Source organism: Nocardia sp. NPDC046763, assembly GCF_040645495.1.
Taxonomy (GTDB): Bacteria; Actinomycetota; Actinomycetes; order Mycobacteriales; family Mycobacteriaceae; genus Nocardia.
In genome coordinates, this window is the sequence record NZ_JBEYYI010000004.1 from 380,787 (window position 1) to 405,671 (window position 24,885).

The following is a 24,885-nucleotide window of genomic DNA, read 5'->3' on the forward strand; positions in this document are numbered from 1 at the left end:
CGATGTCGCGCGCTGAGGTCGCGACCGTGTCGGCCGGGGAAGCGGGCTAGTTCGCGGTGTGGGTGACCGGGCAGCCGTGGGCCAGGGGGCCGAGCAGCTTGTTGTTGTCGTAGAAGTGCTCGAGCTCGAGGATGCGCAGGTCCTCGGAGACCTTGGCGATGGTGACGCCGGTCATCTCGATGAGCTCGCCGGTGGGCTGGTGGCCCTTGTACTCGCCCTCGTAGCGACCCCAGTGGCGCCACTTGAAGGTGACGGTCGGCGGGCCCGACAGCACCTCGAGCACCTCCCAGAAGAAGCCGCCCGGGAACGCGGTGTGGAAGATCTTGTGCGAGGTCTCGAAGGTCTCGCCCGCGGCGTCGTAGAAGGGGTTCTCGCCGATCAGGATGTTGTAGGACCCGATGCTCGCGAATTCCTCTGCGTCCTGCCAGTTTCCGCCGTTGACGCGGCCGCGGTAGTGCTCGGCCACCAGCGAGACCCAGGTGGCCGGGTCCTTCTTGTGCGAGACCTCCATCTCGAAGACCTTCACCAGCTCTTCGACGATGTGCTCCAGTGAATCCGGCGCGTGCTGGGTGGTGCGCTCGACCGGGATGACTTCCTTGCTCAGGTGGTAGTCGGGCGCGCTCTCGCGCCAATCCTCCGGCGCCGCAGCGGCGATGACGGCGTCACGGCCCTGCAGGTGCAGCGGGGTCTCGACGGATTCGGTTGCTTGGTCGGTCATTTCGTGCCTCACGTGTCCAGACCCATTGGGGGGTCGACGATCTCAGAAACGGACCGCATGACGGTAACAGCACGGGGACTTCATGTCGCGACAAGTATTTGGGACTCCAGTACCAGATAGCGGAATGGTGATGCACCCCATCCCGGCCCGCCCCGACTCATGACACGACAAGAATTGACAGGCTCTACTAAATGAGAGACTCTCTCATTATCGAGAAGATCCCAAATGATTGGAGCTGTCATGAAAGCTCAGGGAGTGCGCCGCTGGCTGGCGCTGGGAGCCCTGGCGGTCGCCATGCTGACCATCGGCCTCGATGTCACCGTGCTCACCGTCGCCTTGCCCACCCTCGCGGTCGACCTGCACGCCGATATCGCCGCACTGCAGTGGTTCAGCAGCGCGTACACGCTGGCCCTGGCCGCCTTCATGCTCCCGGCGGGAGCCCTCGGCGATCGCTACGGACGGAAGAAGTTCCTGCTCGCCGCGCTGCTGCTGTTCGGCGTGGCCTCGGTGGCGTGCGCCTTCGCCACCTCCTCCGGCCAGCTCGTGGCGGCCCGTGTGGTGCTCGGGCTCGCGGCCGCGGTCATGATTCCACTGTCCATGGCGGTACTGCCCGCCCTCTTCCCGGAGCAGCAGGAGCGGCAGCGGGCCCTCACCATCTGGGTCACCTCCACTGCCATCGGCCTGCCGCTCGGCCCGATCGTGGGCGGCTGGCTGCTGCAGCACTACTGGTGGGGCTCGGCCTTCCTGATCAATGTGCCCCTGGTGATCGTCGGCGCGATCGCCGTGGCCCTGCTGGTGCCGGAATCCAAGAGCGAGAGCATCTTCCGCATCGATCTGCCCGGCGCGCTGCTGTCCGCGGCCGGAATGCTCGGCGTCACTTACGGTTTCATCCGCTGTGGCCAGGAAGGCTGGGGCGACGCCGTGGCCTGGACCGCCATTGCCGCAGGCCTGGTGCTGGGCGGAGTGTTCGTGCTCTGGCAGCGCCGCACCGTCCACCCGCTGGTCGACCTCGGTCTGTTCGGCGAGTCCGGATTCCGCTGGGGCACGGTGTTCATGGTGCTGGCCAATTTCGCGATGTTCGGCCTCTTCTTCACCATGCCGCAGTACTTCCAGGCAGTACTCGGCGCGGACACCCTGGGCAGCGGTGTGCGGCTGCTGCCGCTCATCGCCGGACTCCTCGTCGGCACCCGGCTCGTCGACAAGCTGCTGCCGAAATTCGGGGTGCGCGCGGCGGTAGTGGCCGGATTCATCCTGCTCGCGGCGGGCATCGGCATGGGGGCCATGATCACCGTGGACAGTGGCTACGGATTCGTGGCCGGATCGCTCGTCCTGCTCGGCATCGGAATGGGATTCGTCCTGCCCTCGGCCATGGGCCTCGCCATGAACGCCCTCACCCCCGAGCGGGCGGGCTCCGGATCGGCGCTGCTGCAGGCGCTCCGGCAGGCGGGCGGCACCATTGGCGTCGCCATCCTCGGCACCGTGCTCTCCACCCAATACCGCTCCGGCCTGGGCGAACTGGACCGCGGGCCCATCTCCGACGGCGTGAACGCCGGTGTCGGTGTGGCCCGCAAGCTCGGCGACCCAGCCCTGCTGACCCACGTGCAGAGCGCGTTCATCGACGGCATGAGCGCCATGCTCTGGGTATGCACCGCCACCTGCGCGGTCGCGGCGGTGCTGGCCGCCTTCGTGATCCGCGGCAAGGCTCCGGTCGTGACCACCGATCTCGATGCGGGACAATCGGTCCATGTCGGCTGAGACTGCCTCCGCGACGCCTCCGGCCCCGGTGAAGACCGCGGCCGGAGGCGGTCTGCGCGAACGCAAGAAGGAACGCACCCGCCGCACCATTCGTATGGAGGCGTTCCGGCTGTTCCGGGAACAGGGCTACACCGAGACCACGGTCGAGCAGATCGCCGCGGCCGCCGACATTTCGCCCAGCACGTTCTTCCGCTACTTCCCGTCCAAGGAACAAGTGGCGATGGCCGACGATCTGGACCCGTTCATGATCGAGGCATTCGAGTCCCAACCCGCGAACCTGTCGGTTCTCGCGGCCTTCCGGCAGGCCACCGCGGAGTCGTTCGCCGCCCTCAGCCCCGAGGAGCAGGAGTTCGAGCGGCAGCGAGTGGAGCTGTTGTCCTCGGTGCCGGAATTGCGGGGTGCGGTCGCGCGGGAACTGGAGCGCAGCAACGACCTGATCGCCGAATTGGTCGCGCGCAGAACCGGGCGGTCACCCGGCGATTTCGAAGTACGCATCTTCGCCGGAGCGCTGAGCGGTGCGATGCTGAGCTTCATCGACCGCGAGACCTTCAGCCCGGAACAAATTGTTCGGGTCATCGAGTTCCTCGAAGCCGGGATGCCGTTGTAGCCGAGGCGTGCTCGCCTCAGACCTGCTTCACGCTGACCAGCCGCGCCACCGTTTCATCGGTCATGGTCTCGAAGAACCCGCCGACCACATCCTCGATCTCGCCGACGGATTCGGCGCAGTACAGAATCGGCTGGTAGTGGGTGATGTCGTAGGCGATGGTCCCCATGGCATGAATGTCCAGCGGTCGCAGCTCGGCCTGACGGAACTCCTCGATCTCCCCGAACGATGACAGCAATCCCGCACCGTAGCAACGCACTTCGCCGTGCTCGCGCAGCACCCCGAACTCCATCGAGAACCAGAACACGTCGGCCAGGAACTTCAGCGCCCGCTCGGTCTCCAGCCGGGCCACCGCCGCGCCGACTGTCTCGTACACGGCCGCGAAGCGCGGGCTGGCCAATTGATTGGCGTGCCCGAGGATTTCGTGCACGGCGTCCGGCTCCGGCGTGTAGAGCGGCGCGGAGTGGTGGCGAATGTACTGGGTGGAGTGGAAGATCCGGTCGGCGAACGATCCGAAGAACTCCCGCAGCGGCACCAGTCCGGCCGCGGGCGCGTACCGGAATCCGGTGAGCGGCACCAGCTTCGCGGTCACCTCGTCGAGTTGCGGAATGTGGTCCGATGGCAGCCCGAGGCGCTCGGCGGCCGCGATCACCTCCGCGCACGCGTAGCGCTCCCGCTTGCGCGCCAGTTCGGCGGAGACGATCCGCCAGACCTGCTGCTCCTCCGCGGTGTAGTCGATGTGCGGCACCCGGGCCCCGGGGTGGTACTCCAGCGCCATGGCGGCGATCGCATTGCGACGGGCCCGGTACACGGGGTCGTGCACACCCGGATGCTCGTCGCTCAAGTGCACTGTCACATCGCCGTCGGCCCCCTTCGTGACCGGCGAGTACAACTGAGCCTCGCTGAACATACTTCGATGCAAGCACCGGTATGTGATCTAGACAACGAAAAGCCGCCCAGCTGGTCAGATTGACCAGCTGGGCGGTCTCGGTGTCGGCAAACGACGAGCGGCGAGCCGCTGTCAGGTAGGCATTCGTACCCGTATCGAACGCGGCGACGAATGTCCGGTCTCCCGCCGGGCCCGTTTGCAGCCGGGCCCGGCGGAGAGGCGGTGATCAGCGCGGCGCGTTGGCCGGGTCGAGCAGGGTCGGGGTGCGGCCCTCGCGGTGCGCCTGCTTGGCGTCCTCGAAGAACTCGCGGCTGAACAGGGCGGAAAGCACCGCGATGCCGCCACGGTGGATGCGGAACTCGCTCTTGGTGCTGGAACCGATGAGCCGGATGACGCGGCCGGCGGCGTCCTGCGGGCGGGCCATGTCCTTGACCCGGCCGCGACCGGTCCAGGCCAGCTCGGTCTGGTCGATGACCGCGTCCTCGGGGACCAGCAGCTTGACCATGGCGTGGTCGAGGTCGGCGTGCACCACGATCTCCTGCTCGCCCTCGATCCAGGGCGAGCGCAGGTCGATGACGACGCTGCCGTAGCGGGCCTTCACCTCGAACGAGGAGGAGTGGGTCCAGTCGCCCAGGTGCTTGGTGGTGGCGTGGTCGGTGTGGATCTTGACGGTGTTGGTGGTGTCGTTGGCGTTCATGGCCCTGTCCTCTCGGAGGTGGTGGTGCTGGTCGGGTTCGCCTGCTCTTCAATAGTGACACATGAACTAGTTACTACGCAACTAGTTCTTAGAAACTAGTTTTTGGGCACCTAGTAAGATGGGTGGCATGACAGCATCGACGCAGGCCACGCAGTTCAAGCGCTCGCCCCTGGCCATGGCGGTGCTCGGCATCCTGCATCTGGAGCCGATGCACCCCTACGCCATCCAGCGCCGCATCAAGGAGTGGGGCAAGGACAAGGTCGTGAACGTGGGGCAGCGCGCGCAGCTCTACAAGACGATCGCTCGCCTGCAGGAGGCCGGACTGGTGGCCGTGCGCGAGACGGGGCGCGATCAGCAATACCCGGAGCGCACCGTCTACGAGATCACCGACGCGGGCCGGACCTCATGCATCGCCTGGATCAACGAGATGGTCAGCACGCCGCGCAACGAATTCCCGGAATTCCCTGCGGCACTGTCGTTTCTGATGCTGCTCACCCCCGCCGCCGCGCGCGCCGAACTCGAGAAGCGGGCCGCCGCCCGGCGCGCCGACCTCGAGGCGATCGACGCGGGCATGGCGCAGGCCGGGCAGTTCGGGCTGCCGCGCATCACCATGCTCGAGGACGAATACCAGCGCGCCCTCATCGCCGCCGAATCGCATTGGCTGGACGGCGTTCTCGCCGACCTCGCCGACGGCAGTCTGACCTGGTCGTGGGAATCCCTGGCGCGCTTCCAGGATCAGACCACGGTGTAGGCGAGGAGCGCGGTACCGCAGCGAAAGGCGTCGGCCCGCAGTAGAACAAGGCCGCCCGCATCTGGAAGATGCAGGCGGCCTTGATATTTCGGTCAGCAATGGCGACGGGTCAGAAGAAGCCGTCGTCGTCGTTGTTGTAGTCGTCGCCGTTGTAGTCGCCACGGCCGGCGTCGTCGAATCCGCGTTCGTAGGCGCGCTCTTCGTCGCGCTCGTCATCGTCGGACATCATCTCGCCGATCAGCATGCCGCCCACCAGACCGGCCGCACCCGCCCCGATCACGGCGCCGGTGCTATGGCCCGGGCGCGGCGGCGGGGGAGCGTACCCCGGCTGCGGGGCGTATCCCGGCTGGGGCGGATACCCGGGTTGCGGCGGATATCCCGGCTGCGCGGGGTAACCGGGCGGCGGATACCCGGGCTGCGCCGGATACCCCGGCTGCGGATAACCCTGCTGCATCGGCTGATAGAACGGCGGCTGCGTGGTCTGAATACGCTGCGCACAGAATTGGCAGACCTCGACGGTACGGGCTACCCCCCACTGCGGCTGCCACGTCACTTGCATGGCGGCCGGGCCGTGAGCCGGGTCGAAGAAGCAGATCACAGACTTTCCTCTACGTGCGCGCCCGGCAGCGACCGGGCTTGGTGCCTTCGAAGTGGGAACGCCCGAACCCGCCGCCCCGGTTCCCGTGTCCTTCGTCTCACAGGAAAGGCCGCCCGCATCCGAAGATGCGGGCGGCCTTCGAGATTCGCCCCGGGGGCTTTCAGCCCTGAGGGGCCCGGGAGTGGGTAATCCTCACCGCGTGAACAGGAGGGCGCGCTTGACCTCCTGAATCGCCTTCGTGACCTCGATGCCACGGGGGCAGGCGTCGGTGCAGTTGAAGGTGGTGCGGCAGCGCCAGACACCCTCGACATCGTTGAGGATGTCGAGGCGCTCGCGGGCGCCCTCGTCACGGCTGTCGAAGATGAAGCGGTGCGCGTTCACGATCGCGGCCGGGCCGAAGTAGCTGCCGTCGCTCCAGTACACGGGGCAGGAGGTGGTGCAGCAGGCGCACAGGATGCACTTGGTGGTGTCGTCGAAGCGGGCGCGGTCGTGCTGGGACTGGATGCGCTCGAATGTCGGCTCGTTGCCACGAGTGATCAGGTACGGCTTGACGGCCTTGAAGGCGTCGAAGAACGGCTCCATGTCCACCACGAGGTCCTTCTCCACGGGCAGGCCGCGGATCGGCTCGACGGTGACCGTCAGCTCCTTGCCGCCCTTGGGCAGCATGTCCTTCATGAGGATCTTGCACGCCAGGCGGTTGACGCCGTTGATGCGCATGGCATCCGAGCCACACACGCCGTGCGCGCAGGAGCGGCGGAAGGTGAGCGTGCCGTCCAGGTAGGACTTGATGTAGATCAGCACGTTCAGGAACCGGTCGGTCGGCAGCACCGGAACCTTGAATTCGTCCCAGTGCTGGCCCTTCCCGTCCTCCGGGTTGAAGCGGGCGATCTTGACCGTGATCATGGTCGACCCGTCCGGCACCGGAGCCGGCTTCTGCGGCGTTTCAGCGACAGCAGTCATCAGTACTTACGCTCCATCGGCTCGTAGCGGGTCTGCACCACCGGCTTGTAGTCCAGGCGGATGTCGGAGATGAGCTCCGGGCTGGTCTTGTAGGCCATGGTGTGCCGCATGAAGTTGACGTCGTCGCGGTCCGGGTAGTCCTCGCGTGCGTGGCCGCCGCGGGACTCCTTGCGGTTCACCGCACCCGCCACGGTCACCTCGGCCAGCTCCAGCAGGAAGCCCAGCTCGACGGCCTCGAGCAGATCGCTGTTGTAGCGACGGCCCTTGTCCTGCACGGTGATCCGCGAGTAGCGCTCCTTGAAGACCTGGATCTCCTCGAGCATGGACTTGAGGCTCTCCTCGGTGCGGTACACACCGGCCTTGTCGTCCATGGAGTTCTGCAGCTCGGTGCGGATGTCGGCGACGCGCTCGTTGCCGTGATCGCCGAGCAGACCGGCCAGCCAGTCCTGCACCATCTGCGCCGGGTTCTCCGGCATGTCCACGAACTCGGCGCGCTGGGCGTACTCGGCGGCGGCGATGCCCGCGCGCCGGCCGAACACGTTGATGTCCAGCAGCGAGTTGGTGCCCAGACGGTTGGCGCCGTGCACGGAGACACAGGCGCACTCACCGGCGGCGTACAGGCCCGGCACGATGTCGGTGTTGTTGCGCAGCACCTCGCCGCGGATGCGGGTCGGGATGCCACCCATCACGTAGTGACAGGTCGGCATGACCGGCACCGGCTCCTTGACCGGGTCCACACCCAGGTAGGTGCGGGCGAACTCGGTGATGTCGGGGAGCTTCTCCTCGAGCACGTCCTCACCGAGGTGGGTCACGTCGATGAGCACGTAGTCCTTGTTCGGACCGGCGCCGCGGCCCTCGCGGACCTCGAGCACCATGGAGCGCGCGACGATGTCACGCGGCGCCAGGTCCTTGATGGTCGGCGCGTAGCGCTCCATGAACCGCTCACCGGAGGCATTGCGGAGAATGCCGCCCTCACCGCGCACGGCCTCCGAGATCAGGATGCCCAGGCCCGCGAGGCCTGTCGGGTGGAACTGATGGAACTCCATGTCCTCCAGCGGAAGTCCCTTGCGGAACACGATCGCCATGCCGTCACCGGTGAGGGTGTGGGCATTGGAGGTGGTCTTGTACATGCGACCCGAACCACCGGTGGCGAAGATGATCGCCTTGGCGTGGAACACGTGCAGCTCACCGGTGGCCAGCTCGTAGGCGACCACACCGGTGGCGACGGGGCCGCGGTCGGTGTCGGTGAGGATCAGGTCCAGCACGTAGAACTCGTTGAAGAACTGCACGTCGTGCTTGACGCAGTTCTGGTACAGCGTCTGCAGGATCATGTGGCCCGTGCGGTCCGCGGCGTAGCACGCGCGGCGCACCGGGGCCTTGCCGTGGTCACGGGTGTGACCGCCGAAGCGACGCTGGTCGATCTTGCCCTCGGGCGTGCGGTTGAACGGCAGGCCCATCTTCTCCAGGTCGAGCACGGCGTCGATGGCCTCCTTGGCCATGATCTCCGCGGCGTCCTGGTCGACCAGGTAGTCACCACCCTTGACGGTGTCGAAGGTGTGCCACTCCCAGTTGTCCTCTTCGACATTCGCGAGCGCGGCGCACATACCGCCCTGCGCCGCACCGGTGTGCGAGCGGGTCGGGTAGAGCTTGGTCAGCACGGCGGTGCGTACCCGAGGACCGGCCTCGATCGCCGCACGCATTCCAGCGCCACCGGCACCGACGATCACGACGTCGTAGCGGTGCTCCTGAATCGGTCGGGATTCACTCATCGAGGTGGCCTGTTCCTAACTGATGTTGGGGTCGAAGGTGAAGATCACGTAGGTGCCGGTGACCATGACCAGGATCATGGACACGACCAGCAGCGTCTTCAGCCAGAAGCGGGTGGAGTCCTTGCGCGCGTAGTCGTCGATGACGGTGCGCAGGCCGTTGCCGCCGTGCAGCTGGGCCAGCCACAGCATGGTGAGGTCCCAGATCTGCCAGAACGGCGAGGCCCAGCGGCCGGCCACGAACGCGAAGTTCAGGCGGTGCACACCGCCGTCGAGCATCAGCATGATCGTCATGTGGCCGATGACCAGCACGACCAGCAGCAGGCCGGAGGCACGCATGAACAGCCAGGCGTACTTCTCGAAGTTGTTGCCGCCGACGCGACGGGGGGCGCGCGGAGCGTCGAGGGAGGCGGGGCGGTCGTAGGACTTGCCGAGAACGGGTGCGGTCATATCGGCTCTCAATTCGTCAGCAGGTAGAAGAACTGGCGGCCGACACCGGCGCCGGCGACGACGATCCAGATCGCGAGCACGACCCAGAGCATCTGCCGCTGATAACGCGGGCCCTGCGACCAGAAGTCGATCAGGATGACGCGGACGCCGTTGAACGCGTGGAACAGCACGCAGACAACGAGGGCCATCTCCATCAGGGCGACGACGGGGTTCTTGTAGGTCTCGATCGCGTGGTCGTAGGTGTCCGGGCTGACTCGCACCAACGCGGTATCGAGGACGTGGACGAACAGGAAGAAGAAGATCGTCACGCCGGTGATGCGGTGCAGAGCCCAGGACCACATGCCGGGGTCGCCTCGGTACAGGGTCCGCTTCGGCTTGGCCGGAGCTTCTAGCGTGGTCATAGAGTGCGGTGCCTCCAACGTCGTTGATGGACCCGGTCAGAATCCGGCGCGGAGCCTTCGGACTGTCGAAACCACCTGCTCACGAGCGGAATCACACGTCCGGTGGCAGTGCTGCAGGCCCGCTTCGGGTACCTGAACCGATCTGTCGTGAACTCTAAACCCAGCTTTGAGGGGGAACTAATTCGGCGTGCCGCTCGTTGGACCAAATTGTTGTGAGTTAGGTTTGCCTTTCCTGATTTTCGCGACCAGGCAGAACGCCTATCACGCGGGTGTCGCCACGTCCATGGGAGGATGGTCCGAAATGTCGGATATTGACTGGAAATCCCTGCGCACCAAGGCTTTTGAAGTCATGCAAGAGGCTTATGCCCCTTACTCTCGATTCCCCGTCGGGGCCGCGGCTCTCACCGCCGACGATCGCGTGGTGAGCGGCTGCAATGTGGAAAATATCTCATACGGTTTGGGCCTCTGTGCCGAATGTGTACTGGTCGGTAACTTGATTTCGACCGGAGGCGGGCGACTCCGGGCGGTCTCGGTCTGTGACTCCCGCGGCGCCGTGCTCATGCCCTGCGGACGCTGCCGGCAGATCCTGCTCGAACACGGCGGCGGCGAGTTGCTCGTCGATCACCACGGCGGCCCCGTCACCCTGAACACCTTGCTGCCGGACTCCTTCGGCCCCGGCGACCTTGCCGCGGGGCAACTCTGACCCGCGGTGCTCGACGGCTATAACCGCTGATCGCCGTGGCGCGAGCGGGAATCCGTGCATATCGGGCCGGGCGCATGCCAGGGTGGAGGGTGTGAGTGTGCACTCGGCGGTGGACGTGATTCGGGCCAAGCGCGACGGCGGCGAACTCAGCGACGCGCAGATCGATTGGGTGGTGGACGCGTTCACGCGCGGAGAGGTGGCCGACGAGCAGATGTCGGCGCTGGCCATGGCCATCGTGTGGCGCGGCATGACGCGGCGCGAGACCGCGCGCTGGACCCGGGCCATGATCGACACCGGGAAGCGTTTGGACTTCACCGATCTGGGCCGCCCGACCGTCGACAAACACTCCACCGGCGGGGTGGGTGACAAGATCACGCTGCCGCTGTCGCCGCTGGTCGCGGCGTGCGGGGCCGCCGTGCCCCAGCTCTCCGGGCGCGGATTGGGACACACCGGAGGCACTCTCGACAAGCTGGAGGCCATTCCCGGCTGGCAGGCCGACATTCCGGTGGACCGCATGCGGAAACTGCTGTCGGATCCCGCCGTCGGGGCCGTGGTGTGCGCCGCCGGGGCCGACCTCGCGCCCGCCGACAAACGGCTCTACGCGCTGCGTGACGTGACCGGGACCGTGGAATCCATCCCCCTGATCGCCAGCTCCATCATGAGCAAGAAGATCGCCGAGGGCACCGGGGCGCTGGTGCTGGACGTGAAGGTCGGGCGCGGGGCCTTCCTGAAACAGCTGGACCAGGCGCGCGAACTCGCCACCGCCATGGTCGAACTCGGCACCGACGCGGGCGTGCGGACGGTGGCGCTGCTCACCGCCATGGACACCCCGCTCGGCCACACCGCCGGAAACGCCCTGGAGGTCTGCGAATCCCTGGACGTGCTGGCGGGCGGCGGCCCCGCCGATGTCGTCGACCTCACCCTCGCCCTGGCCCGGGAGATGCTGGCGCAGGCCGGGATCACCGATATCGACCCGGCCGACGCCCTCGCCGACGGCCGCGCCATGGACCACTGGCGCGCCATGGTGCGCGCCCAGGGCGGCGACCCGGACGCGCCGCTGCCGCAGGCCCGCCACACCGAAACCCTGCGCGCCGCCGCCGGGGGCACGTTGACCCGCCTCGACGCCCTCGATGTCGGGCTGGCCGCGTGGCGGCTGGGTGCGGGCCGGGCGCGGCAGGGCGACCCGGTGCAGGCCGGGGCGGGTATCGAAATGCATGCCAAGCCAGGCGATTCCATTGTTCCGGGGCAGCCGCTGCTGACCCTGCACACCGATACTCCGGAGGCGTTCCCGGTCGCGCTCGAGATCCTGAAGAGCGCGTACACGATCTCCGAGACCGATCCGGTGGAGCAGCAGCCGCTGATCCTGGGCCGCATCACCACCTGACCCGGCCTAGCCTGGGATTGTGAAGTACAGAACCGATTTCCGAGGCAGGGCCGCGGCCGCTGCCGCGCTGGGCGTGTTCGGCATCGTCGCGCCGCTGGGCGCGGTGCTGCCCGCCGCGTGGTCGCCGGCGCCGGTCGCGCAGGCCTCGCCCGGGGAGGATATTCCGTCCGATCCGTCCGGAGACCATCGGCCGAATTCGCTCTCGCGCGGCGATGTCACGCCGCCCTCGACCGAGAAGAAGGCCAAACCGTCGCCCGTCTATACCAACTGTGAACAGGTGTGGGCGCAGGGCGGGGGCCCGATCTACCAGGGCCAGCCCGGGTATTCGGTGCTGCTCGATCCGGACGGGACCGGCGTCGCCTGCTCCCGCTAGGTGCTCGCCGGTGCCCGGTAGGTGAAGGATTCCTACTGGTCAGCAACGTGACGGCAACGACATGCCGAACTGTGGGGTGAGTCCGATCAACCGCCCTGCTGCCGAACGGGAATGCGGCTAACGTTGCTACATGACTGGACCGATGCCCCTCACTCTCGCTTCGATCCGCCAGGCTCCGAAGGCGGTCCTGCACGATCACCTCGATGGCGGGCTGCGACCCGCGACCGTGCTGGAGCTGGCTCTCGCCTGCGGCTATGACCAGTTACCGGCAGGCGATGCCGCCACGCTGGCGGACTGGTTCCGGGACGCGGCCGACAGCGGCTCGCTCGAGCGCTATCTGGAGACCTTCGCGCACACCGTCGCCGTCATGCAGACCCCCGAGGGCCTGCGCCGGGTGGCCCGCGAATGCGCCGAGGACCTCGCCGCCGACGGTGTCGTCTACGCCGAGGTGCGGTTCGCGCCCGAGCAGCACCTCGAGGCCGGGCTCACCCTCGACGAGGTGGTCGAGCACACCATCGCCGGCTTCCGGGAGGGCGAGGCGCTCGCGGAAGCCGCCGGCACCCCGATCCGGATGGTCTGCCTGCTCACCGCCATGCGGCACGCGGCCCGCTCCCGCGAGATCGCCGAGCTCACCGTGCGCTGGCGCGACCGCGGCGTCGGCGGGTTCGATATCGCGGGCGCTGAGGCGGGCTATCCGCCCAGCCGCCACCTGGACGCCTTCGACTACATGCGGGCCAACCTGGCGCACTTCACGATTCACGCGGGCGAGGCCTTCGGGCTGCCGTCCATTCACGAGGCCGTGGCGTTCTGCGGCTGCGAGCGCCTCGGCCACGGCGTGCGCATCACCGACGACATCACCGATTCGGCCGACGGCCCCAGACTCGGCGTGGTCGCGAACTATGTGCGGGACATGCGAATCCCGCTCGAACTGTGCCCGTCGTCCAATGTGCAGACCGGCGCGGTGCCCTCGCTCGACAAGCACCCCTTCGATCTGCTGGCCCGCCTGCGCTTCCGCGTGACGGTCAATACCGACAACCGATTGATGAGCGACACGACCATGAGCAAGGAGATGCTCAAACTGTCGGAGACCTTCGGCTACGGCTGGAGCGATCTGGAACGCTTCACCATCAATGCCATGAAGTCGGCGTTCATCCCGTTCCCGGACCGCCTGCGCCTGATCGACGAGGTGATCAAGCCGGGTTACGCGGTGTTACTGGGATAGATTGTCCGGCAAAGCAATTCGGGCCGCACCCGGAGGTGCGGCCCGAATGTTGTCCCGGGTCAGCCCTTTTGCAGGCGACCCTCGAAGGCCGACTCCAAGACCTTCCAGGCATCCGCTTCCGCCGCGAACGGCGGGTTGGGGGCCATCCGGGTCGGGTCGGGGTTGAGCAGGTAGGAGACGTACCAGCCGAGCGGGGTGGACACGGCCAGGGCCGATTCGACCGAGTCGTCCTCGGCGTAATCGGCTGCGTCGGTGAACAATTCGACGGCCAGGTCGAGCTGGTCGGTGTCCACGGACGTGGGGCCGGCCGCCAGATCCTCGGACAGGCCGGGCAGGACGTAGACGTTCTCCTCGTCGACCTCGACATCGAGGGAGCCGTCCACGGCGGCGGTCTGTACCTCGCCGTAGGTGCTCACCCGGGCCAGATCATGGTCGTGGTCGTCGGCCAGGTAGCGGGCCAGGGCGCGCTCGGAACCGAAGACCGTGATGCTGCCGTTCTTGCCCAGGAAGATGGGCTCGTCGTCGACATAGCAGCGCAGGGTGAAGACGGTGCCGTCGGAGGTGACGATCTTGACCGGGTCGATGCCGACTTCGTGCCAGAACGAGAGTTCCTCGTCCTCCTCGTCCTCCTCGTCTTCGTCCAGGTCAACGGCCTCGATCTCGTCGTCATCGCTCTCAGCCGCGTCCTCGGCGTCGACGATGTTCTCCTGCGCCGCAAGCAGTTCCGCCTCGGCGACCGAGACCGCGTCGGCGTCCACCTCCGGGATCGTCACCACCGAGTCGATGGCGTCGATGACCGCTTCCCAATCCTTGGCGATGGCCGCGCCGACCTGGTCCCACAGTTCCTCACCCTCGCGCCCGGTGAAGGCGCCCACGCCACCGGCCAGCGCGCCCAGCACCGGGTGCGAGCCGAAGAACTTGGTGACGGTGTCGAGTTCGCACACGTCGCCGATATTGCGGACCATCTCGAGGGTCTCCTCGAGCTCGGAGACCACCTCCGGGTCCGGGTCGTCGGCGGCCAGCTCGGGCACGCCGACCAGATCGAAGACGTACTGCTCCTCCGGCTCCAGTTCGGCCGCCGACAATCCGGCGATGATCTTCCAGGCCGGATGATCCACCAGATCGTTGTCGGAGTTGGTGCGAATGAACGCGGCCAGCTCCGCGACGGACTCGAATCCGTACAGGTCTTCCTCGTGACCGAGGAACGCCTGCCACTCATCGTCACCGTCTCGCCAGCGGGGTGCCCAGAGGGTGACAAGATCGCCTTTGGTCAGGCCGAGCGCGATCGGGACGATGTCTCCAGAAGCCATGACCGGAAGCCTATCCAGTCGCCGCGTCAGGCACTATCCGGGCCGCCCCCCAACATTTCTCGAGGCGTCTCAGCCGGACAGTGAGTCGTTCAATCGGGCAATGATTCGGGAGCGCTGCGCGGTCGCCTCGGCGGCCGCCTGCTGGCACACCCGGAGGATCAGCCGCGACACCTCGGCGGGAGCGTGCGAGGTCACCGACTCGGCCAGCCACAGCCCGGTCAGCGCGCCGTCGCCATCGACTTCGGCGGTGACCGAACCGTCCTGGGATGTGCGGCGGCCGCGAATCCGGGACAGCCCGTGCAGCGTGGCCTCGAGCGCTTCCAGCTTGTCGCTGACGCCCTTGACCAGGGCGTCCATCTCAGCGCTCATCGGTTCCGCAGCCAACTGGTCTGTCCGGTATCGGCGTTGTCGAGCCGATCCAGCTCGTCCACCGCGGCCTGCCGGGTGGGCAGGCCCAGCCGGTCCAGCATCGCCTCCGGGACGCCCACCTCGGCCAGCTGTTCGCGCCGCCGCGACCGGGCCACGATCGCCGAGCGCTGGGTGAGCCGCAGAATCTCGGCGGCGAGAGCCGGTGCGCCGTACCGGTATTCACCGCGCTCGAACCGGATCTCCACCGGCATCCCCTGATCGGTGGCGCGCACCGCCACTGTGCCGGATCGATTGGCGGCCGCGGCGACAGTCACCGCCGGAACCTGTGGTCGCGTCATCCTGTCTCCTTCGAAATGCCTGTTCGTGGCCCGAATGCTCGAGCTGTGGGCCGATAGAACCTAGGCGGTGGGCCGATAGAAACCGAGGAACCGCATCCCGCTGTTCTCGGTCCGGATCGGCCCGACCTGAACCGGATCACCCGCTTCGACCAGCTGCCCGTTCCCGATCACCATCGCGACGTGGCCGTCCCACACCGCAAGATCTCCGGGCATCAAGTCCCCTGGACCGACCTGCTGGTGCCCGTAGCCCTGCTCCTGAGCCATTCGCGGCAGCGAAACACCCGCCTGCGCATAGGCCCACTGCGTCAGTCCACTGCAATCCATCCCCGCCCCGGGCGTCTCCCCACCCCACACATACGGTGTCCCCACCGCGCTCAACGCATTCCGAACCGCATCCGCCGCCCGCTGATTCGGCGCTTCTACGGTGCTCCCATCCGGCAGCGTCACCGCCACCCCATTCCCTTGCGGCCGTGTGACCGCCGAATCATGGCCGTGATCAGGCGTCTTCGGTGTCGTCACCGATGCCGGGCCGGTGTGCGGGCCGCCCGGTGAGAGCGCGGACCCGAGCAGTGTGTCCCCGGCCGCCGCGACCGCGCCCCCGGCGGCCGCGAGGCTCGTTCCGGCCTGCGCCGCACCACCGTCCGTCGGTACGCTCGCCGCCGGCACGACCACCGCATCGCCCGGCTCGGCCGGCGCGGGCGTCACCTGGCCGGGCGCCGGGACAGGTCGCGCCAAATCCCGCATAGCCGCAGCCTCCGAATCCAGTTCGGCCCGCACCCGCTCGACCACCCGCATGGCCCGCCCGATGTGATCGATCGCCGACTCCACCAGCGCGGTGACCCCACCCGCGGTGAACCCGGCCGCACCCATGGCCTCGACCTCCGCCGTGAACGACCGCAGAATCTCCTCCACCTCCCGCCGCCCGGCGGCGACCTCCGCATCCGCCCGCTCCACGACCACCGCCATGCCGCGCCCCCGCTCCGATGCCATTGCGGCCGAGGTCTGCACCCGCAGCGCCTCGTCCACGGCCGCATCACCGGCCCGCCCCCGCCACTCCTCATACATCCGGTCGACAGTCGCCCGGCTCTCGGCCTGAACCTGGTCCACTGCAGCGGCCGTCTCCCGCAGCACCTCGGCGGTCCCGCCCCGCCCGGACCCGAAGCTCCGCAGCAGCTCGACCATCGGCTCCGCCAGCGCTCCGACCGCCTCCGCGCTCATCCGCCCACTCCCGTCCGAGTCCTCCCGCACTGCAACCTCTTTCGATCCGCCCCGCCGCGCCGCCTTGCCGCCCAGCGGATCTCGGGTGCGGGCGTCATGCGCTCAACTCCGCACCGGCGGTGCCCAGCGTGGCGGCATACGCGCTGTCGTGGTCGGTGTAGGCGACCGTGGCGGTGGCGGTGGTGGCGCTCATGGCGGCGAGGATGGTCGAGACCTCGTCGAGAGTGGTCACGTGGGCGCCGTGCGCCGCGGCGTAGGCGGTGAGGAAGTCGGCGCCGATGAGGCCGAACGCGGGCACGAGTAGTTCGGGGGCGGCGGTGGCGGCATGCGCGGCGGCGGCCGCGAGATCTGCGGCGAGGTCGGCGGTGGTCGTCGCGTAGGCGGTGAGTCCGTCGGGATGGATCGAGATGCGGTCCATGAATGCCCCCTTCATGCCGGTCACGGGATGGATGTGTGCTGCACGGGGTTGGACGCGGGGCGGGGCCGGGCGGTTCCCGGGGCGGAAGAATTCCGGTGGGCGGGGATCGTGGACGACGGTGCTGACCTATGGTTTTCGTATGCGCACACTCGTCGTGGACCATCCGCTCGCTGCCGCTTTGCTGACCACCATGCGAGATGCCCGGACGACCAATCCGACATTCCGGGCCGCGCTCCGGGACCTGACCGTGATTCTGGTCTATGAGGCCATGCGGGAAGCCCCGGTGGAGCGATTCCCGATCGCCACGCCGGTGGCCGCCGCGGAGGGGACGCGGCTGAATGCTCCGCCATTGCTGGTTCCGGTGCTGCGCGCGGGGCTGGGCATGGTGGAGACCGCGGCGAACCTGATTCCGGACGCTCGGATCGGGTTCGTCGGCCTGGCCCGCGACGAGGAGACGCATCAGCCGACCCCGTACATGGAGTCGCTACCTGACGACCTGTCCAGCACCTCGGTCATGGTGCTCGACCCCATGCTCGCCACCGGCGGCTCCATGGTCTACACCCTGGACCTGCTGGCCACCCGCAATGCCCGCGACATCACCGTGCTGTGCGTGGTCGCCGCACCGGAAGGCATTGCCGCCCTGGAGAAGTCGGGTCACGCCGTGCGCCTGGTCACCGCCTCGGTGGACCGCGGCCTCAACTCCGACGCCTACATCGTCCCCGGTCTCGGCGACGCCGGCGACCGTCAATTCGGCCCGCGCTGAACCACTCTCGGGTTCAGAGCTTCTCGCAGAACATCCGGATCTCGGAGAGCCGCTGCGCCGCAGCGGCCTCGGCGGTCGGAAGTCCGTTCCGATCGGCCACGGGCACGAACGTCTCCAGATAGCACTTGAGCTTCGGCTCGGTACCGGACGGCCGAACCACGACGCGCAGCGTCGGTCCCTCGAAAACCAGTGCGTCGGTACGCATCTGCCCGCGCAGCCGCGCCATATCGGTGCAGCTCACCGCTTCCCCGGCGATCTCGGTCGGCGGCAGCTCGCGCAGCCGGGCAACCACGGCCGCCGCCTCGCTCACATCCGGCAGCCGCAGCGACACCTGATCCCCGGCGTGCACACCGAATTCGACCGCGAAGTCGTCGAGGACGTCGAAGAGCGTCCGCCCCTCCGCCTTCACCTGCGCCACCAGATCCGCCGCGACGACCGCCGCGGAGATACCGTCCTTGTCGCGTACCGCGGCCGGGTCCACGCAGTGGCCGATCGCCTCCTCGTACGCGTACACCAGGCCCGCACCCGCCCGGGCCAGCCACTTGAACCCTGTCAGTGTCTCCGCGTACCGCGCCCCGCGCGCCGGAGCCAGCTTGCTCAACAGCCGCGACGACACGATGGTCGTGGCCACCAGGGAGTCCGGCGCGGCCGTCCGCAGCACGAAATCGCCCAGCAGCACCCCGGTTTCGTCGCCCCGCAGCATCCGCCACCCGTGCGGTCCCCGCACCCCGAGCGCACACCGATCCGCATCCGGATCCAGCGCGATGGCGATATCCGCGTCCAGCCGTTCGGCCAGCCCCAGCAGCAGATCCGCCGCCCCGGGCTCCTCGGGATTCGGAAACGCGACCGTCGGAAAATCCGGATCCGGCGCGAACTGCTCGGTGACCACCAGCACCTCGGAGAACCCAGCCCCCCGCAGCGCGGCCACCGCCAATTCCCCGCCGACCCCGTGCATTGCGGTCAGCGCGATCCGAATCTCACTGCGCCGCCGGGTCGCGGACTCGCCGCCGATCAGGGTGGGCAGCAGGGTGACTCGGGCCAGATAGCGGCGGACGATCTCCTCGCCCAGCTCTTCGACGGGGGTGTCCGCGGGTAGTCCGAGAATGCTCGGGTCCGGGGCGGTCGGACCGGGATCGGTGCGGGGGATCTGGCCGGTGACGGCGTCGATGCAGCGCTCGATCTCGGCGTCGGCGGGCGGGATGAGCTGGGAGCCGCCGTCGAGGTAGACCTTGTATCCATTGTCGGTGGCGGGGTTGTGGGAGGCGGTTATCTGCACTCCGGCAACGGCTTTCAGTTCACGGACCGCGAAGGCCACCACCGGTGTCGGCAGCGGACGGGGGAGCATCAGCACCGAGAAACCGGCCGCCGCAAAGACTTCCGCCGTCGCGGCGGCGAATTCGGCGGAGCCGTACCGGGCATCGCGGCCCACGATCACCAGTCCGCCGCCCAGGCAGCGGTCGCGCAGCCAGGCGGCGATACCGGCGGAGGCCCGCGAGACGGTGTCCACGTTCATGCCGTCCGGGCCGTCCTGGAGCGGACCGCGCAGTCCGGCGGTTCCGAAGCGCAGCATCCCCGCGCGCCTAGAGGCGTTCCAGCACGCCGCGCAGCAGTTTGCCCAATCGCGGTGCGGCGGCGTGGCCTTCGGCCAGCACCTCCGCGTGCGAGAGGTGCGCGCCGGTGACCCCGGCGGCCAGGTTGGTGACCAGCGAGATGCCGAGCACCTTGGCCCCGCCCTCGCGGCAGGCGATGGCCTCCAGCACGGTGGACATGCCGACCAGGTCGGCGCCCATGGTGCGGAGCATGCGGATCTCGGCGGGGGTCTCGTACTGCGGCCCGGTCAGGCCCGCGTACACGCCCTCGGCCAGGCTGGGGTCGATTTCCTTTGCCAGCGCCCGCAATGCGGGATCCCAGGCATCGACCAGGTCGACGAAGTTCGCGCCCTCGATGGGGGTGCGCCCGGTCAGGTTGATGTGGTCTGAGATGAGCACCGGCTCGCCGACCGACAGCCCGTCGCGAATCCCGCCCGCGGCATTGGTGAGCAGTACGGTCTGCGCGCCCGCGGCCAGCGCGGTGCGCACATTGTGCACGACCTGGCCGGGCGTGTGGCCCTCGTAGAGATGCTGGCGGCCCATGAGTAGCAGCACCGGCGCGTCACCGACCGTGACGGAATGAATGGTGCCCTGATGCCCCTGGGCCGTGGGCGATCCGAACCCCGGCACCTCGGCCATCGGAATGGAGACGGCCGGTTCGCCGATCTCGGCGGCAGCTTCCTGCCAGCCGGACCCGAGCACCACGGCAATCCGGTGCTGCTGCACTCCCGTTCGTTGCGCAATGGCTTCGGCGGCTAGTTCGGAAACCCCGCCCGTGGCCTTCTCGGCTAGCATGTCGCCCACCCTAGCTCTGTTTGATTGCCTCCGCCTTTAATTGCCTCCGCTTCGCTCCGGCTGTTCGCGGCCCTGCAAGCTCGATTCTTCCCTCCTCCGCTCCTCCGCTTCGCTCCCCCGCTCCGTCAGTCCAGAATCGAGCCGGGCCGCGAACCTGCCTGGTTGCTACCCGCGAGTAGAAACACCTGTTGGGAGCGTTACCCTCTGCCCATGCCGTATTTGAAGCGTGATGGGGATGTGTTCGTGCTGTACCTCGGGACCGAGGGTCAGGCCACCGACAGCGAGAACCGCTTCCACCCCGACTGGATCACCGAGGTCCACGCGCTGCTCGACGAGGTCGAGGCGTCCGAGGGCCCGGCCGCCCTGGTTGTCACCGCAGACGGCAAGTTCTTCTCCAACGGTCTCGACACCGACTGGCTGTTCGGCAACTTCGACAAGAACTGCTGGTACCTCGACCGCGTGCACTCGCTCTACAGCCGCCTGCTGGCCTTCGGCCTGCCCACGGTCGCCGCGGTGAACGGCCACGCCTTCGGCGCCGGCGCCATGCTCGCCACCTCCTGCGACTTCCGGGTCATGCGCGCCGACCGCGGCTTCTGGTGCCTGCCCGAGGTACACCTGGGCATGCCGTTCACCGTCGCCATGAACGCGCTGCTCACCAACCGCCTGGTCAACCAGGTCGCGGTCGAGGCCATGACCACCGGCCGCCGCTACGCCGCCGATGACGCCATGGCCGCGGGCATCGTGGACGCCAAGGCGGATGCGGACGTGTTGCTCGCCACCGCGGTCGCGCGCGCCGACATGCTCAAGGGCAACCGCAAGCCGAACCTCCCGGTCATCAAGCGCGCGCTGCACCAGCAGGCGCTGGCCGGGCTGGCCGTGGAGACGACCCCGGAGAATCTGGCCTTCAATCCGTAAGGGTCCGATCCTTCTGCTTTGCGGGGGTTCAGGGGTTCGCCCTCGAACCCCCGATTTCTGAGCGTGCCGCGATGATTTCTGCGTGTCCCGCACTCTGTCGGAAATTTTCCGGCTTACCTGCTGCGACAGAGTTGCGCGGCAGTGCGAGACTGTTGGGATGTCACCATCGCGCAACGGCGATGACCGAAGATCTTGCGTACCGATCGGTCGGCACGACTCGTCCGTGCCGTCCTCGAATGCTGCCGTGGCATCGGCGGATCCGGCCCTGCTCGCCGCGGCCGATGCGGCCGTCGCCGGGTACCGCGATCAGCTGATCGCACTCTCCCACGACATTCATGCGGAACCCGAGCTGGCCTTCGAGGAATTCCGCAGCGTCGCAAAGACAATCGAGCCGTTGCGGGAACGCGGATTTCGTATCGAATCCGGCGTGGCGGAACTGCCGACCGCATTCACCGCCGAATACGGCAGCGGAGACCTGGTAGTCGGAATTTGTGCCGAGTATGACGCCCTCCCCGAAATCGGCCACGCCTGCGGCCACAACATCATCGCCGCCGCCGGGGTCGGCGCGGCACTGGGCCTGGCCGCGGTCGCCGACGCCTGCGGCATCACGGTGAAGGTGCTGGGCACGCCCGCCGAGGAGTCCGGCGGCGGCAAGGTGCTCATGCTCGAGCGCGGCGTCTTCGACGATGTCGCCATGGCCATGATGGTGCACCCGGGCCCGGAGGATATCGCCGGTGCGCATTCGCTGGCCCTCGCGGATTTGTCGGTGGTTTTCCACGGCCGGGAATCGCATGCCAGCGCCGCGCCGCAGTACGGGCGAAATGCCCTCGATGCCGTCACCGTCGCACAAGTTGCTCTAGGTTTGCTGCGGCAACATCTCCTGCCCGGGCAGCAACTCCACGGTATAGTCGGGTCGGGCGGCGTCGCCCCCAATATCGTGCCCGGACACGCGGAACTGCTGTATTACCTACGGGCGGTCGACTCCGCGACCCTCGATGATCTGATGCAACGAGCATCGGCATGTTTCGAGGCAGGTGCCCTGGCGACCGGATGCACACATGAAATCCGGAAGCTTGCGCCGACATACACCGAGCTCACTCCCGATAGCGCGATACTGTGCGCCTATCGCGAGCAGATCACCGCACTCGGCCGCGAGCCCATCGCCCCGGAGTTCGAGGCGGCACGGCCGCTGGGCAGCACCGATATGGGCAATGTCACCAATGTCATCGCCGGTATCCACCCGGTCATCGGCATCGATGCGGGCGGCGCGGTGACCCACCAGCCCGCGTTCGCGGCCGCCGCCGTGAACGCGTCGGCCGATCGCGCCGTCCTGGACGGGGCAACGGCACTGGCTCGCACCGCGATACATATCGCAGGCGACAAATTGCACAGGGACAGGTTGTCGGAACGAGTCATACAACGGCAGTTTCAGCGACAGGAGGACATTCGGTGAGCACAACCGGCCGGTCCGCGGCGCGCGTCAACGGACCACTGGCGGCGTCGTGCGTGAACAACACGCAGACGCCGGCCGGCGCCGCGATGGAACCGGCGACCGGGCACGAGATAGTGGAGTCGTGGCTCGCGGAGCACATGGACGACCTCACGTCGTGGCGTCGCCATATCCACGCCAACCCGGAGCTGTCCCGAACCGAGTTCGGCACCACCGAATTCGTGGAGTCATGGCTGGTCAAGGCCGGGCTCGAGCCGCGCAAGCTACCGAGCGGCACCGGCCTGATCTGTGACATCGGCCCCGACGGCCCGCGCATCGGCCTGCGCGCCGACATGGACGCGCTGCCGTTGCAGGAGTACACGGGGCTGCCGTTCGCCTCCACCGTGCCGGGCGTCTCGCACGCCTGCGGGCACGACGCGCACACCACGATTCTGCTCGGCACCGCGCTGGCGCTGGCCGAGATCGAGGACCTGCCGGTCGGCGTGCGGCTGGTGTTCCAGCACGCCGAGGAGGTCATGCCCGGCGGCGCCGTCGACATGGTCGCCGCGGGCGCCATGGAGGACGTCTCGCGCATGTTCGCGCTGCACTGCGACCCGCGGCTGGAGGTGGGCCGGGTCGGTATCCGGGTCGGCCCGATCACCTCGGCCGCCGACACCGTCGAGCTGGTGCTGGACTCGCCCGGCGGCCACACCTCCCGCCCGCACCTGACCAGCGACCTGGTCTATGCCATCGGCACGGTCATCACGGGCCTGCCCGGCCTGCTCTCCCGCCGCATCGACCCACGCACCAGCACGGTCATGGTGTGGGGCGCGGTATCGGCGGGCAAGGCGCCCAACGCGATTCCGCAGACCGGCATGCTCACCGGCACCGTCCGCACCGGCGATCACGCCACCTGGTCGCTGCTCGAGCCCATGGTCCGCGAGATCGTCGAGGGCCTGCTGGCTCCCACCGGCGTCCGCTACCAGCTCAACTACAAGCGCGGCGTGCCGCCGGTGGTCAATGACGAGCAGTCCGTACGCATGTTCGAGGACGCTATCCGCGGTCTCGACCCCGACGCCCTCGCCGACACCCCGCAGTCCGGCGGCGGCGAGGACTTCTCCTGGTATCTGGAGGAGGTCCCCGGAGCCATGGCCCGCCTCGGCGTCTGGTCCGGTCAGGGCGAGCAACTCGACCTGCACCAGCCCACCTTCGACCTCGACGAGCGCGCCCTCGCCACCGGTGTCCGGGTCTTCACCAACATCGTGCTGAACGCCCGCTGACCCAGCGACAACAAAGCCGGGCCGCACTGGAAAGTGCGGCCCGGCTTCACGTTTCGGGGAACTGCCTCGCCTTGTCGGCGGAACTACTTCACCTTGTTGGCGATGTCGCCCCAGGCGTGCCAGCGGTCGATCTCGATCCAGGCGGAGACGCGCTTCTGGTCGCGGACCGGGTAGTCGCTGCCGACGTAGTGCTGGGCGATGCGGTCGATGACCGAGGAGTCGGGGTCGTTCTCGATGGAGACGATGCGGCCCTGGATGCTGACGTGGCTGTACCAATTGTCACCGTCGAGAACGGTGAGGCTGATGCGGGGATCCTCGCGCAGGTAGTCCAGGCGCTTGCGGAAGTCCGCCAGGTTCACCAGGATTCGGCCGTTCTCGTACAGATACCAGGTGGCGACCGAAACCGGCTGGCCGTCCGGGCGATTCGAGGCGAAGATCGCCGGATTGGGGCGGGACAGGAATTCGGCGATCGGGGCGGGCACAGGGGTGGCGGGCATCGGCTGCTCTCTCTCGGCGGTTCGACGATCGTTTCCGGTTCCCGTAACAGCGGTGCCGTGCCGAATGTTCCGGCCCCGGCCCCGCTGGTCCGTCCGTACCGCGTCCGATGCGCCGCGCGTCCTACGGCCCGAAGGTGCCGGGGCCGACGTTCTTGCTGTTGCGGGTGCGTAGCGCGTGCGTGTAATCGTTTGGCGCACCGGCCTTCTCGGCGGCGTCGGCGATCACGCCCAGGTAGCGCGCGGAGGGCAGCCCGCCCTCGTAGGCGTCCAGGACGTAGAGCCAGGCCAGCACCGGCTCGCTGCCGGTGCCCGCGTTCGGGGTGACGCGCAGGCGGATCTTCTTGTGGATGCCGAAGTCCGACCCCTCCCAGCGGTCGAGACTCAGCTCGTCCTCGCCGGGAACGTCGTAGAGCACCACGAAGACCCGTTGCCCGGCCTCTTCGACCACCGTCGCCAGCGGTCCCTCCCAGCCGATGTCGTCCCCGGCGAAGGTGAGTCGCCACCCCTCCAACCAGCCGGTTCCGTACACCGGGGAGTGCGGACAGCGCTTGAGCATCTGCTCGGGATCCATGTTGGACCCATAGGCGGCGTAAATCGGCACCAGGAAAGCCTATCGAACAAACCCGGAAGACCATCCCCGATCCCGATCACAAGGCGGTTCGCGCGGGCCCGATCGATTGCCGCGGAGTCGCC

The 24,885-nt window shown here is 68.0% G+C and carries 28 protein-coding genes; 11 read left to right on the top strand and 17 right to left on the bottom strand.

Annotated features, from left to right (window positions below; translation table 11 throughout):
- Positions 1-46: 46 nt before the first annotated feature.
- Positions 47-718 (bottom strand): SnoaL-like polyketide cyclase, encoded by a 672-nt coding sequence (locus ABZ909_RS09105; protein ID WP_356997206.1) that lies wholly within the window; start codon positions 716-718, stop codon positions 47-49.
- Positions 719-958: 240 nt separating this feature from the next.
- On the opposite strand from ABZ909_RS09105, the gene ABZ909_RS09110 reads away from it, so the two are divergent.
- Positions 959-2,473 carry an MFS transporter gene (locus ABZ909_RS09110; RefSeq protein ID WP_356997208.1) on the top strand — a complete coding sequence of 505 codons (1,515 nt, stop codon included), beginning with the start codon at positions 959-961 and terminating at the stop codon, positions 2,471-2,473.
- On the top strand, positions 2,463-3,080 hold the full coding sequence (locus tag ABZ909_RS09115; protein ID WP_356997210.1) for a TetR family transcriptional regulator: 618 nt from the start codon (positions 2,463-2,465) through the stop codon (positions 3,078-3,080). The genes ABZ909_RS09110 and ABZ909_RS09115 overlap by 11 nt, the downstream gene beginning before the upstream one ends.
- A 16-nt stretch (positions 3,081-3,096) precedes the next feature.
- Here the strand turns inward: ABZ909_RS09115 and ABZ909_RS09120 are convergent, their stop codons facing one another.
- Both ABZ909_RS09120 and ABZ909_RS09125 read right to left on the bottom strand, forming a co-directional pair.
- Positions 3,097-3,987 carry a phenylalanine 4-monooxygenase gene (locus tag ABZ909_RS09120; RefSeq protein ID WP_356997211.1) on the bottom strand — a complete coding sequence of 297 codons (891 nt, stop codon included), beginning with the start codon at positions 3,985-3,987 and terminating at the stop codon, positions 3,097-3,099.
- 205 nt (positions 3,988-4,192) lie between these two features.
- The gene (locus ABZ909_RS09125; RefSeq protein ID WP_356997213.1) at positions 4,193-4,663 is read right to left on the bottom strand and encodes a hypothetical protein; all 471 of its coding nucleotides are present in this window, start codon (positions 4,661-4,663) and stop codon (positions 4,193-4,195) included.
- A 127-nt stretch (positions 4,664-4,790) separates the two neighbouring features.
- Between ABZ909_RS09125 and ABZ909_RS09130 the strand changes: the two genes are divergently transcribed.
- The gene (locus ABZ909_RS09130; protein ID WP_356997215.1) at positions 4,791-5,414 is read left to right on the top strand and encodes a PadR family transcriptional regulator; all 624 of its coding nucleotides are present in this window, start codon (positions 4,791-4,793) and stop codon (positions 5,412-5,414) included.
- Between the two features lie 109 nt (positions 5,415-5,523).
- On the opposite strand, the gene ABZ909_RS09135 is transcribed toward ABZ909_RS09130, so the two are convergent.
- The 5 genes from ABZ909_RS09135 to sdhC all read right to left on the bottom strand — a co-directional run bounded on the left by ABZ909_RS09135 (position 5,524) and on the right by sdhC (position 9,589).
- A complete protein-coding gene (locus ABZ909_RS09135) occupies positions 5,524-6,012 on the bottom strand; it encodes a hypothetical protein (RefSeq protein WP_356997217.1) in 489 nt (162 codons plus the stop codon).
- Positions 6,013-6,204: 192 nt separating this feature from the next.
- Positions 6,205-6,972, bottom strand: a complete 768-nt coding sequence (locus ABZ909_RS09140) for a succinate dehydrogenase iron-sulfur subunit (RefSeq protein ID WP_356997219.1) — start codon at positions 6,970-6,972, stop codon at positions 6,205-6,207.
- On the bottom strand, positions 6,972-8,741 hold the full coding sequence (sdhA, locus tag ABZ909_RS09145; protein WP_356997221.1) for a succinate dehydrogenase flavoprotein subunit: 1,770 nt from the start codon (positions 8,739-8,741) through the stop codon (positions 6,972-6,974). The genes ABZ909_RS09140 and sdhA overlap by 1 nt, the downstream gene beginning before the upstream one ends.
- A 15-nt stretch (positions 8,742-8,756) precedes the next feature.
- Positions 8,757-9,188, bottom strand: a complete 432-nt coding sequence (locus ABZ909_RS09150; RefSeq protein WP_354830186.1) for a succinate dehydrogenase hydrophobic membrane anchor subunit — start codon at positions 9,186-9,188, stop codon at positions 8,757-8,759.
- A gap of 8 nt (positions 9,189-9,196) precedes the next feature.
- Positions 9,197-9,589 (bottom strand): succinate dehydrogenase, cytochrome b556 subunit, encoded by a 393-nt coding sequence (sdhC, locus tag ABZ909_RS09155; protein WP_356997222.1) that lies wholly within the window; start codon positions 9,587-9,589, stop codon positions 9,197-9,199.
- A gap of 301 nt (positions 9,590-9,890) precedes the next feature.
- On the opposite strand from sdhC, the gene ABZ909_RS09160 reads away from it, so the two are divergent.
- From ABZ909_RS09160 to ABZ909_RS09175, 4 genes are all read left to right on the top strand, one after another.
- Positions 9,891-10,292: a cytidine deaminase gene (locus ABZ909_RS09160; protein ID WP_356997223.1), complete on the top strand. Its 402-nt coding sequence runs from the start codon at positions 9,891-9,893 to the stop codon at positions 10,290-10,292.
- 97 nt (positions 10,293-10,389) lie between these two features.
- On the top strand, positions 10,390-11,676 hold the full coding sequence (locus tag ABZ909_RS09165) for a thymidine phosphorylase (RefSeq protein WP_356997324.1): 1,287 nt from the start codon (positions 10,390-10,392) through the stop codon (positions 11,674-11,676).
- A gap of 19 nt (positions 11,677-11,695) precedes the next feature.
- Positions 11,696-12,049, top strand: coding sequence for an excalibur calcium-binding domain-containing protein (locus ABZ909_RS09170; RefSeq protein ID WP_356997225.1), 354 nt, complete (start codon positions 11,696-11,698; stop codon positions 12,047-12,049).
- A 130-nt stretch (positions 12,050-12,179) separates the two neighbouring features.
- Complete coding sequence (locus ABZ909_RS09175) at positions 12,180-13,271, top strand: adenosine deaminase (protein WP_356997227.1); 1,092 nt, start codon at positions 12,180-12,182, stop codon at positions 13,269-13,271.
- 59 nt (positions 13,272-13,330) lie between these two features.
- Here ABZ909_RS09175 and ABZ909_RS09180 read toward each other — a convergent pair whose 3' ends face one another.
- The 5 genes from ABZ909_RS09180 to ABZ909_RS09200 all read right to left on the bottom strand — a co-directional run bounded on the left by ABZ909_RS09180 (position 13,331) and on the right by ABZ909_RS09200 (position 16,939).
- Complete coding sequence (locus ABZ909_RS09180) at positions 13,331-14,581, bottom strand: primosomal protein (protein WP_356997229.1); 1,251 nt, start codon at positions 14,579-14,581, stop codon at positions 13,331-13,333.
- A gap of 69 nt (positions 14,582-14,650) precedes the next feature.
- A complete protein-coding gene (locus ABZ909_RS09185) occupies positions 14,651-14,950 on the bottom strand; it encodes a YbaB/EbfC family nucleoid-associated protein (RefSeq protein WP_356997231.1) in 300 nt (99 codons plus the stop codon).
- A complete protein-coding gene (locus tag ABZ909_RS09190; protein ID WP_356997232.1) occupies positions 14,947-15,288 on the bottom strand; it encodes a hypothetical protein in 342 nt (113 codons plus the stop codon). The genes ABZ909_RS09185 and ABZ909_RS09190 overlap by 4 nt, the downstream gene beginning before the upstream one ends.
- A gap of 60 nt (positions 15,289-15,348) precedes the next feature.
- Positions 15,349-16,506, bottom strand: a complete 1,158-nt coding sequence (locus ABZ909_RS09195; RefSeq protein WP_356997233.1) for an NlpC/P60 family protein — start codon at positions 16,504-16,506, stop codon at positions 15,349-15,351.
- 94 nt (positions 16,507-16,600) lie between these two features.
- Positions 16,601-16,939, bottom strand: coding sequence for a type VII secretion target (locus ABZ909_RS09200; protein WP_356997234.1), 339 nt, complete (start codon positions 16,937-16,939; stop codon positions 16,601-16,603).
- A 124-nt stretch (positions 16,940-17,063) separates the two neighbouring features.
- Here ABZ909_RS09200 and upp point away from each other — a divergent pair, with 124 nt between their 5' ends.
- Positions 17,064-17,687 carry a uracil phosphoribosyltransferase gene (gene upp, locus ABZ909_RS09205; RefSeq protein ID WP_356997235.1) on the top strand — a complete coding sequence of 208 codons (624 nt, stop codon included), beginning with the start codon at positions 17,064-17,066 and terminating at the stop codon, positions 17,685-17,687.
- Positions 17,688-17,700: 13 nt separating this feature from the next.
- On the opposite strand, the gene ABZ909_RS09210 is transcribed toward upp, so the two are convergent.
- Together ABZ909_RS09210 and ABZ909_RS09215 are read right to left on the bottom strand one after the other, a co-directional pair.
- On the bottom strand, positions 17,701-19,257 hold the full coding sequence (locus ABZ909_RS09210; RefSeq protein WP_356997236.1) for a phospho-sugar mutase: 1,557 nt from the start codon (positions 19,255-19,257) through the stop codon (positions 17,701-17,703).
- A gap of 10 nt (positions 19,258-19,267) precedes the next feature.
- On the bottom strand, positions 19,268-20,071 hold the full coding sequence (locus tag ABZ909_RS09215; protein ID WP_356997238.1) for a purine-nucleoside phosphorylase: 804 nt from the start codon (positions 20,069-20,071) through the stop codon (positions 19,268-19,270).
- Positions 20,072-20,281: 210 nt separating this feature from the next.
- Between ABZ909_RS09215 and ABZ909_RS09220 the strand changes: the two genes are divergently transcribed.
- The 3 genes from ABZ909_RS09220 to ABZ909_RS09230 all read left to right on the top strand — a co-directional run bounded on the left by ABZ909_RS09220 (position 20,282) and on the right by ABZ909_RS09230 (position 23,695).
- Positions 20,282-20,986 (top strand): enoyl-CoA hydratase/isomerase family protein, encoded by a 705-nt coding sequence (locus ABZ909_RS09220; RefSeq protein ID WP_356997240.1) that lies wholly within the window; start codon positions 20,282-20,284, stop codon positions 20,984-20,986.
- Between the two features lie 244 nt (positions 20,987-21,230).
- Positions 21,231-22,439: a M20 family metallopeptidase gene (locus ABZ909_RS09225; protein ID WP_356997241.1), complete on the top strand. Its 1,209-nt coding sequence runs from the start codon at positions 21,231-21,233 to the stop codon at positions 22,437-22,439.
- Between the two features lie 86 nt (positions 22,440-22,525).
- Positions 22,526-23,695, top strand: a complete 1,170-nt coding sequence (locus ABZ909_RS09230) for a M20 family metallopeptidase (RefSeq protein WP_356997325.1) — start codon at positions 22,526-22,528, stop codon at positions 23,693-23,695.
- An 83-nt stretch (positions 23,696-23,778) separates the two neighbouring features.
- On the opposite strand, the gene ABZ909_RS09235 is transcribed toward ABZ909_RS09230, so the two are convergent.
- Together ABZ909_RS09235 and ABZ909_RS09240 are read right to left on the bottom strand one after the other, a co-directional pair.
- Entirely contained in the window at positions 23,779-24,192 is a 414-nt protein-coding gene (locus tag ABZ909_RS09235) for a PPOX class F420-dependent oxidoreductase (RefSeq protein WP_356997242.1), read from the bottom strand.
- 121 nt (positions 24,193-24,313) lie between these two features.
- Complete coding sequence (locus ABZ909_RS09240) at positions 24,314-24,793, bottom strand: gamma-glutamylcyclotransferase (protein ID WP_356997244.1); 480 nt, start codon at positions 24,791-24,793, stop codon at positions 24,314-24,316.
- Between the last annotated feature and the right edge of the window lie 92 nt (positions 24,794-24,885).

What these genes read in the sequence shown, in the direction of transcription:
- ABZ909_RS09105 (WP_356997206.1), bottom strand. Translation starts at nt 718, where the DNA reads ATGACCGACCAAGCAACCGAATCCGTCGAGACCCCGCTGCACCTGCAG.
- ABZ909_RS09110 (WP_356997208.1), top strand. Translation starts at nt 959, where the DNA reads ATGAAAGCTCAGGGAGTGCGCCGCTGGCTGGCGCTGGGAGCCCTGGCG.
- ABZ909_RS09115 (WP_356997210.1), top strand. Translation starts at nt 2,463, where the DNA reads ATGTCGGCTGAGACTGCCTCCGCGACGCCTCCGGCCCCGGTGAAGACC.
- ABZ909_RS09120 (WP_356997211.1), bottom strand. Translation starts at nt 3,987, where the DNA reads ATGTTCAGCGAGGCTCAGTTGTACTCGCCGGTCACGAAGGGGGCCGAC.
- ABZ909_RS09125 (WP_356997213.1), bottom strand. Translation starts at nt 4,663, where the DNA reads ATGAACGCCAACGACACCACCAACACCGTCAAGATCCACACCGACCAC.
- ABZ909_RS09130 (WP_356997215.1), top strand. Translation starts at nt 4,791, where the DNA reads ATGACAGCATCGACGCAGGCCACGCAGTTCAAGCGCTCGCCCCTGGCC.
- ABZ909_RS09140 (WP_356997219.1), bottom strand. Translation starts at nt 6,972, where the DNA reads ATGACTGCTGTCGCTGAAACGCCGCAGAAGCCGGCTCCGGTGCCGGAC.
- sdhA (WP_356997221.1), bottom strand. Translation starts at nt 8,741, where the DNA reads ATGAGTGAATCCCGACCGATTCAGGAGCACCGCTACGACGTCGTGATC.
- ABZ909_RS09150 (WP_354830186.1), bottom strand. Translation starts at nt 9,188, where the DNA reads ATGACCGCACCCGTTCTCGGCAAGTCCTACGACCGCCCCGCCTCCCTC.
- sdhC (WP_356997222.1), bottom strand. Translation starts at nt 9,589, where the DNA reads ATGACCACGCTAGAAGCTCCGGCCAAGCCGAAGCGGACCCTGTACCGA.
- ABZ909_RS09160 (WP_356997223.1), top strand. Translation starts at nt 9,891, where the DNA reads ATGTCGGATATTGACTGGAAATCCCTGCGCACCAAGGCTTTTGAAGTC.
- ABZ909_RS09175 (WP_356997227.1), top strand. Translation starts at nt 12,180, where the DNA reads ATGACTGGACCGATGCCCCTCACTCTCGCTTCGATCCGCCAGGCTCCG.
- ABZ909_RS09180 (WP_356997229.1), bottom strand. Translation starts at nt 14,581, where the DNA reads ATGGCTTCTGGAGACATCGTCCCGATCGCGCTCGGCCTGACCAAAGGC.
- ABZ909_RS09185 (WP_356997231.1), bottom strand. Translation starts at nt 14,950, where the DNA reads ATGAGCGCTGAGATGGACGCCCTGGTCAAGGGCGTCAGCGACAAGCTG.
- ABZ909_RS09190 (WP_356997232.1), bottom strand. Translation starts at nt 15,288, where the DNA reads ATGACGCGACCACAGGTTCCGGCGGTGACTGTCGCCGCGGCCGCCAAT.
- ABZ909_RS09195 (WP_356997233.1), bottom strand. Translation starts at nt 16,506, where the DNA reads ATGAGCGCGGAGGCGGTCGGAGCGCTGGCGGAGCCGATGGTCGAGCTG.
- ABZ909_RS09200 (WP_356997234.1), bottom strand. Translation starts at nt 16,939, where the DNA reads ATGAAGGGGGCATTCATGGACCGCATCTCGATCCATCCCGACGGACTC.
- upp (WP_356997235.1), top strand. Translation starts at nt 17,064, where the DNA reads ATGCGCACACTCGTCGTGGACCATCCGCTCGCTGCCGCTTTGCTGACC.
- ABZ909_RS09210 (WP_356997236.1), bottom strand. Translation starts at nt 19,257, where the DNA reads ATGCTGCGCTTCGGAACCGCCGGACTGCGCGGTCCGCTCCAGGACGGC.
- ABZ909_RS09215 (WP_356997238.1), bottom strand. Translation starts at nt 20,071, where the DNA reads ATGCTAGCCGAGAAGGCCACGGGCGGGGTTTCCGAACTAGCCGCCGAA.
- ABZ909_RS09220 (WP_356997240.1), top strand. Translation starts at nt 20,282, where the DNA reads ATGCCGTATTTGAAGCGTGATGGGGATGTGTTCGTGCTGTACCTCGGG.
- ABZ909_RS09230 (WP_356997325.1), top strand. Translation starts at nt 22,526, where the DNA reads ATGGAACCGGCGACCGGGCACGAGATAGTGGAGTCGTGGCTCGCGGAG.
- ABZ909_RS09235 (WP_356997242.1), bottom strand. Translation starts at nt 24,192, where the DNA reads ATGCCCGCCACCCCTGTGCCCGCCCCGATCGCCGAATTCCTGTCCCGC.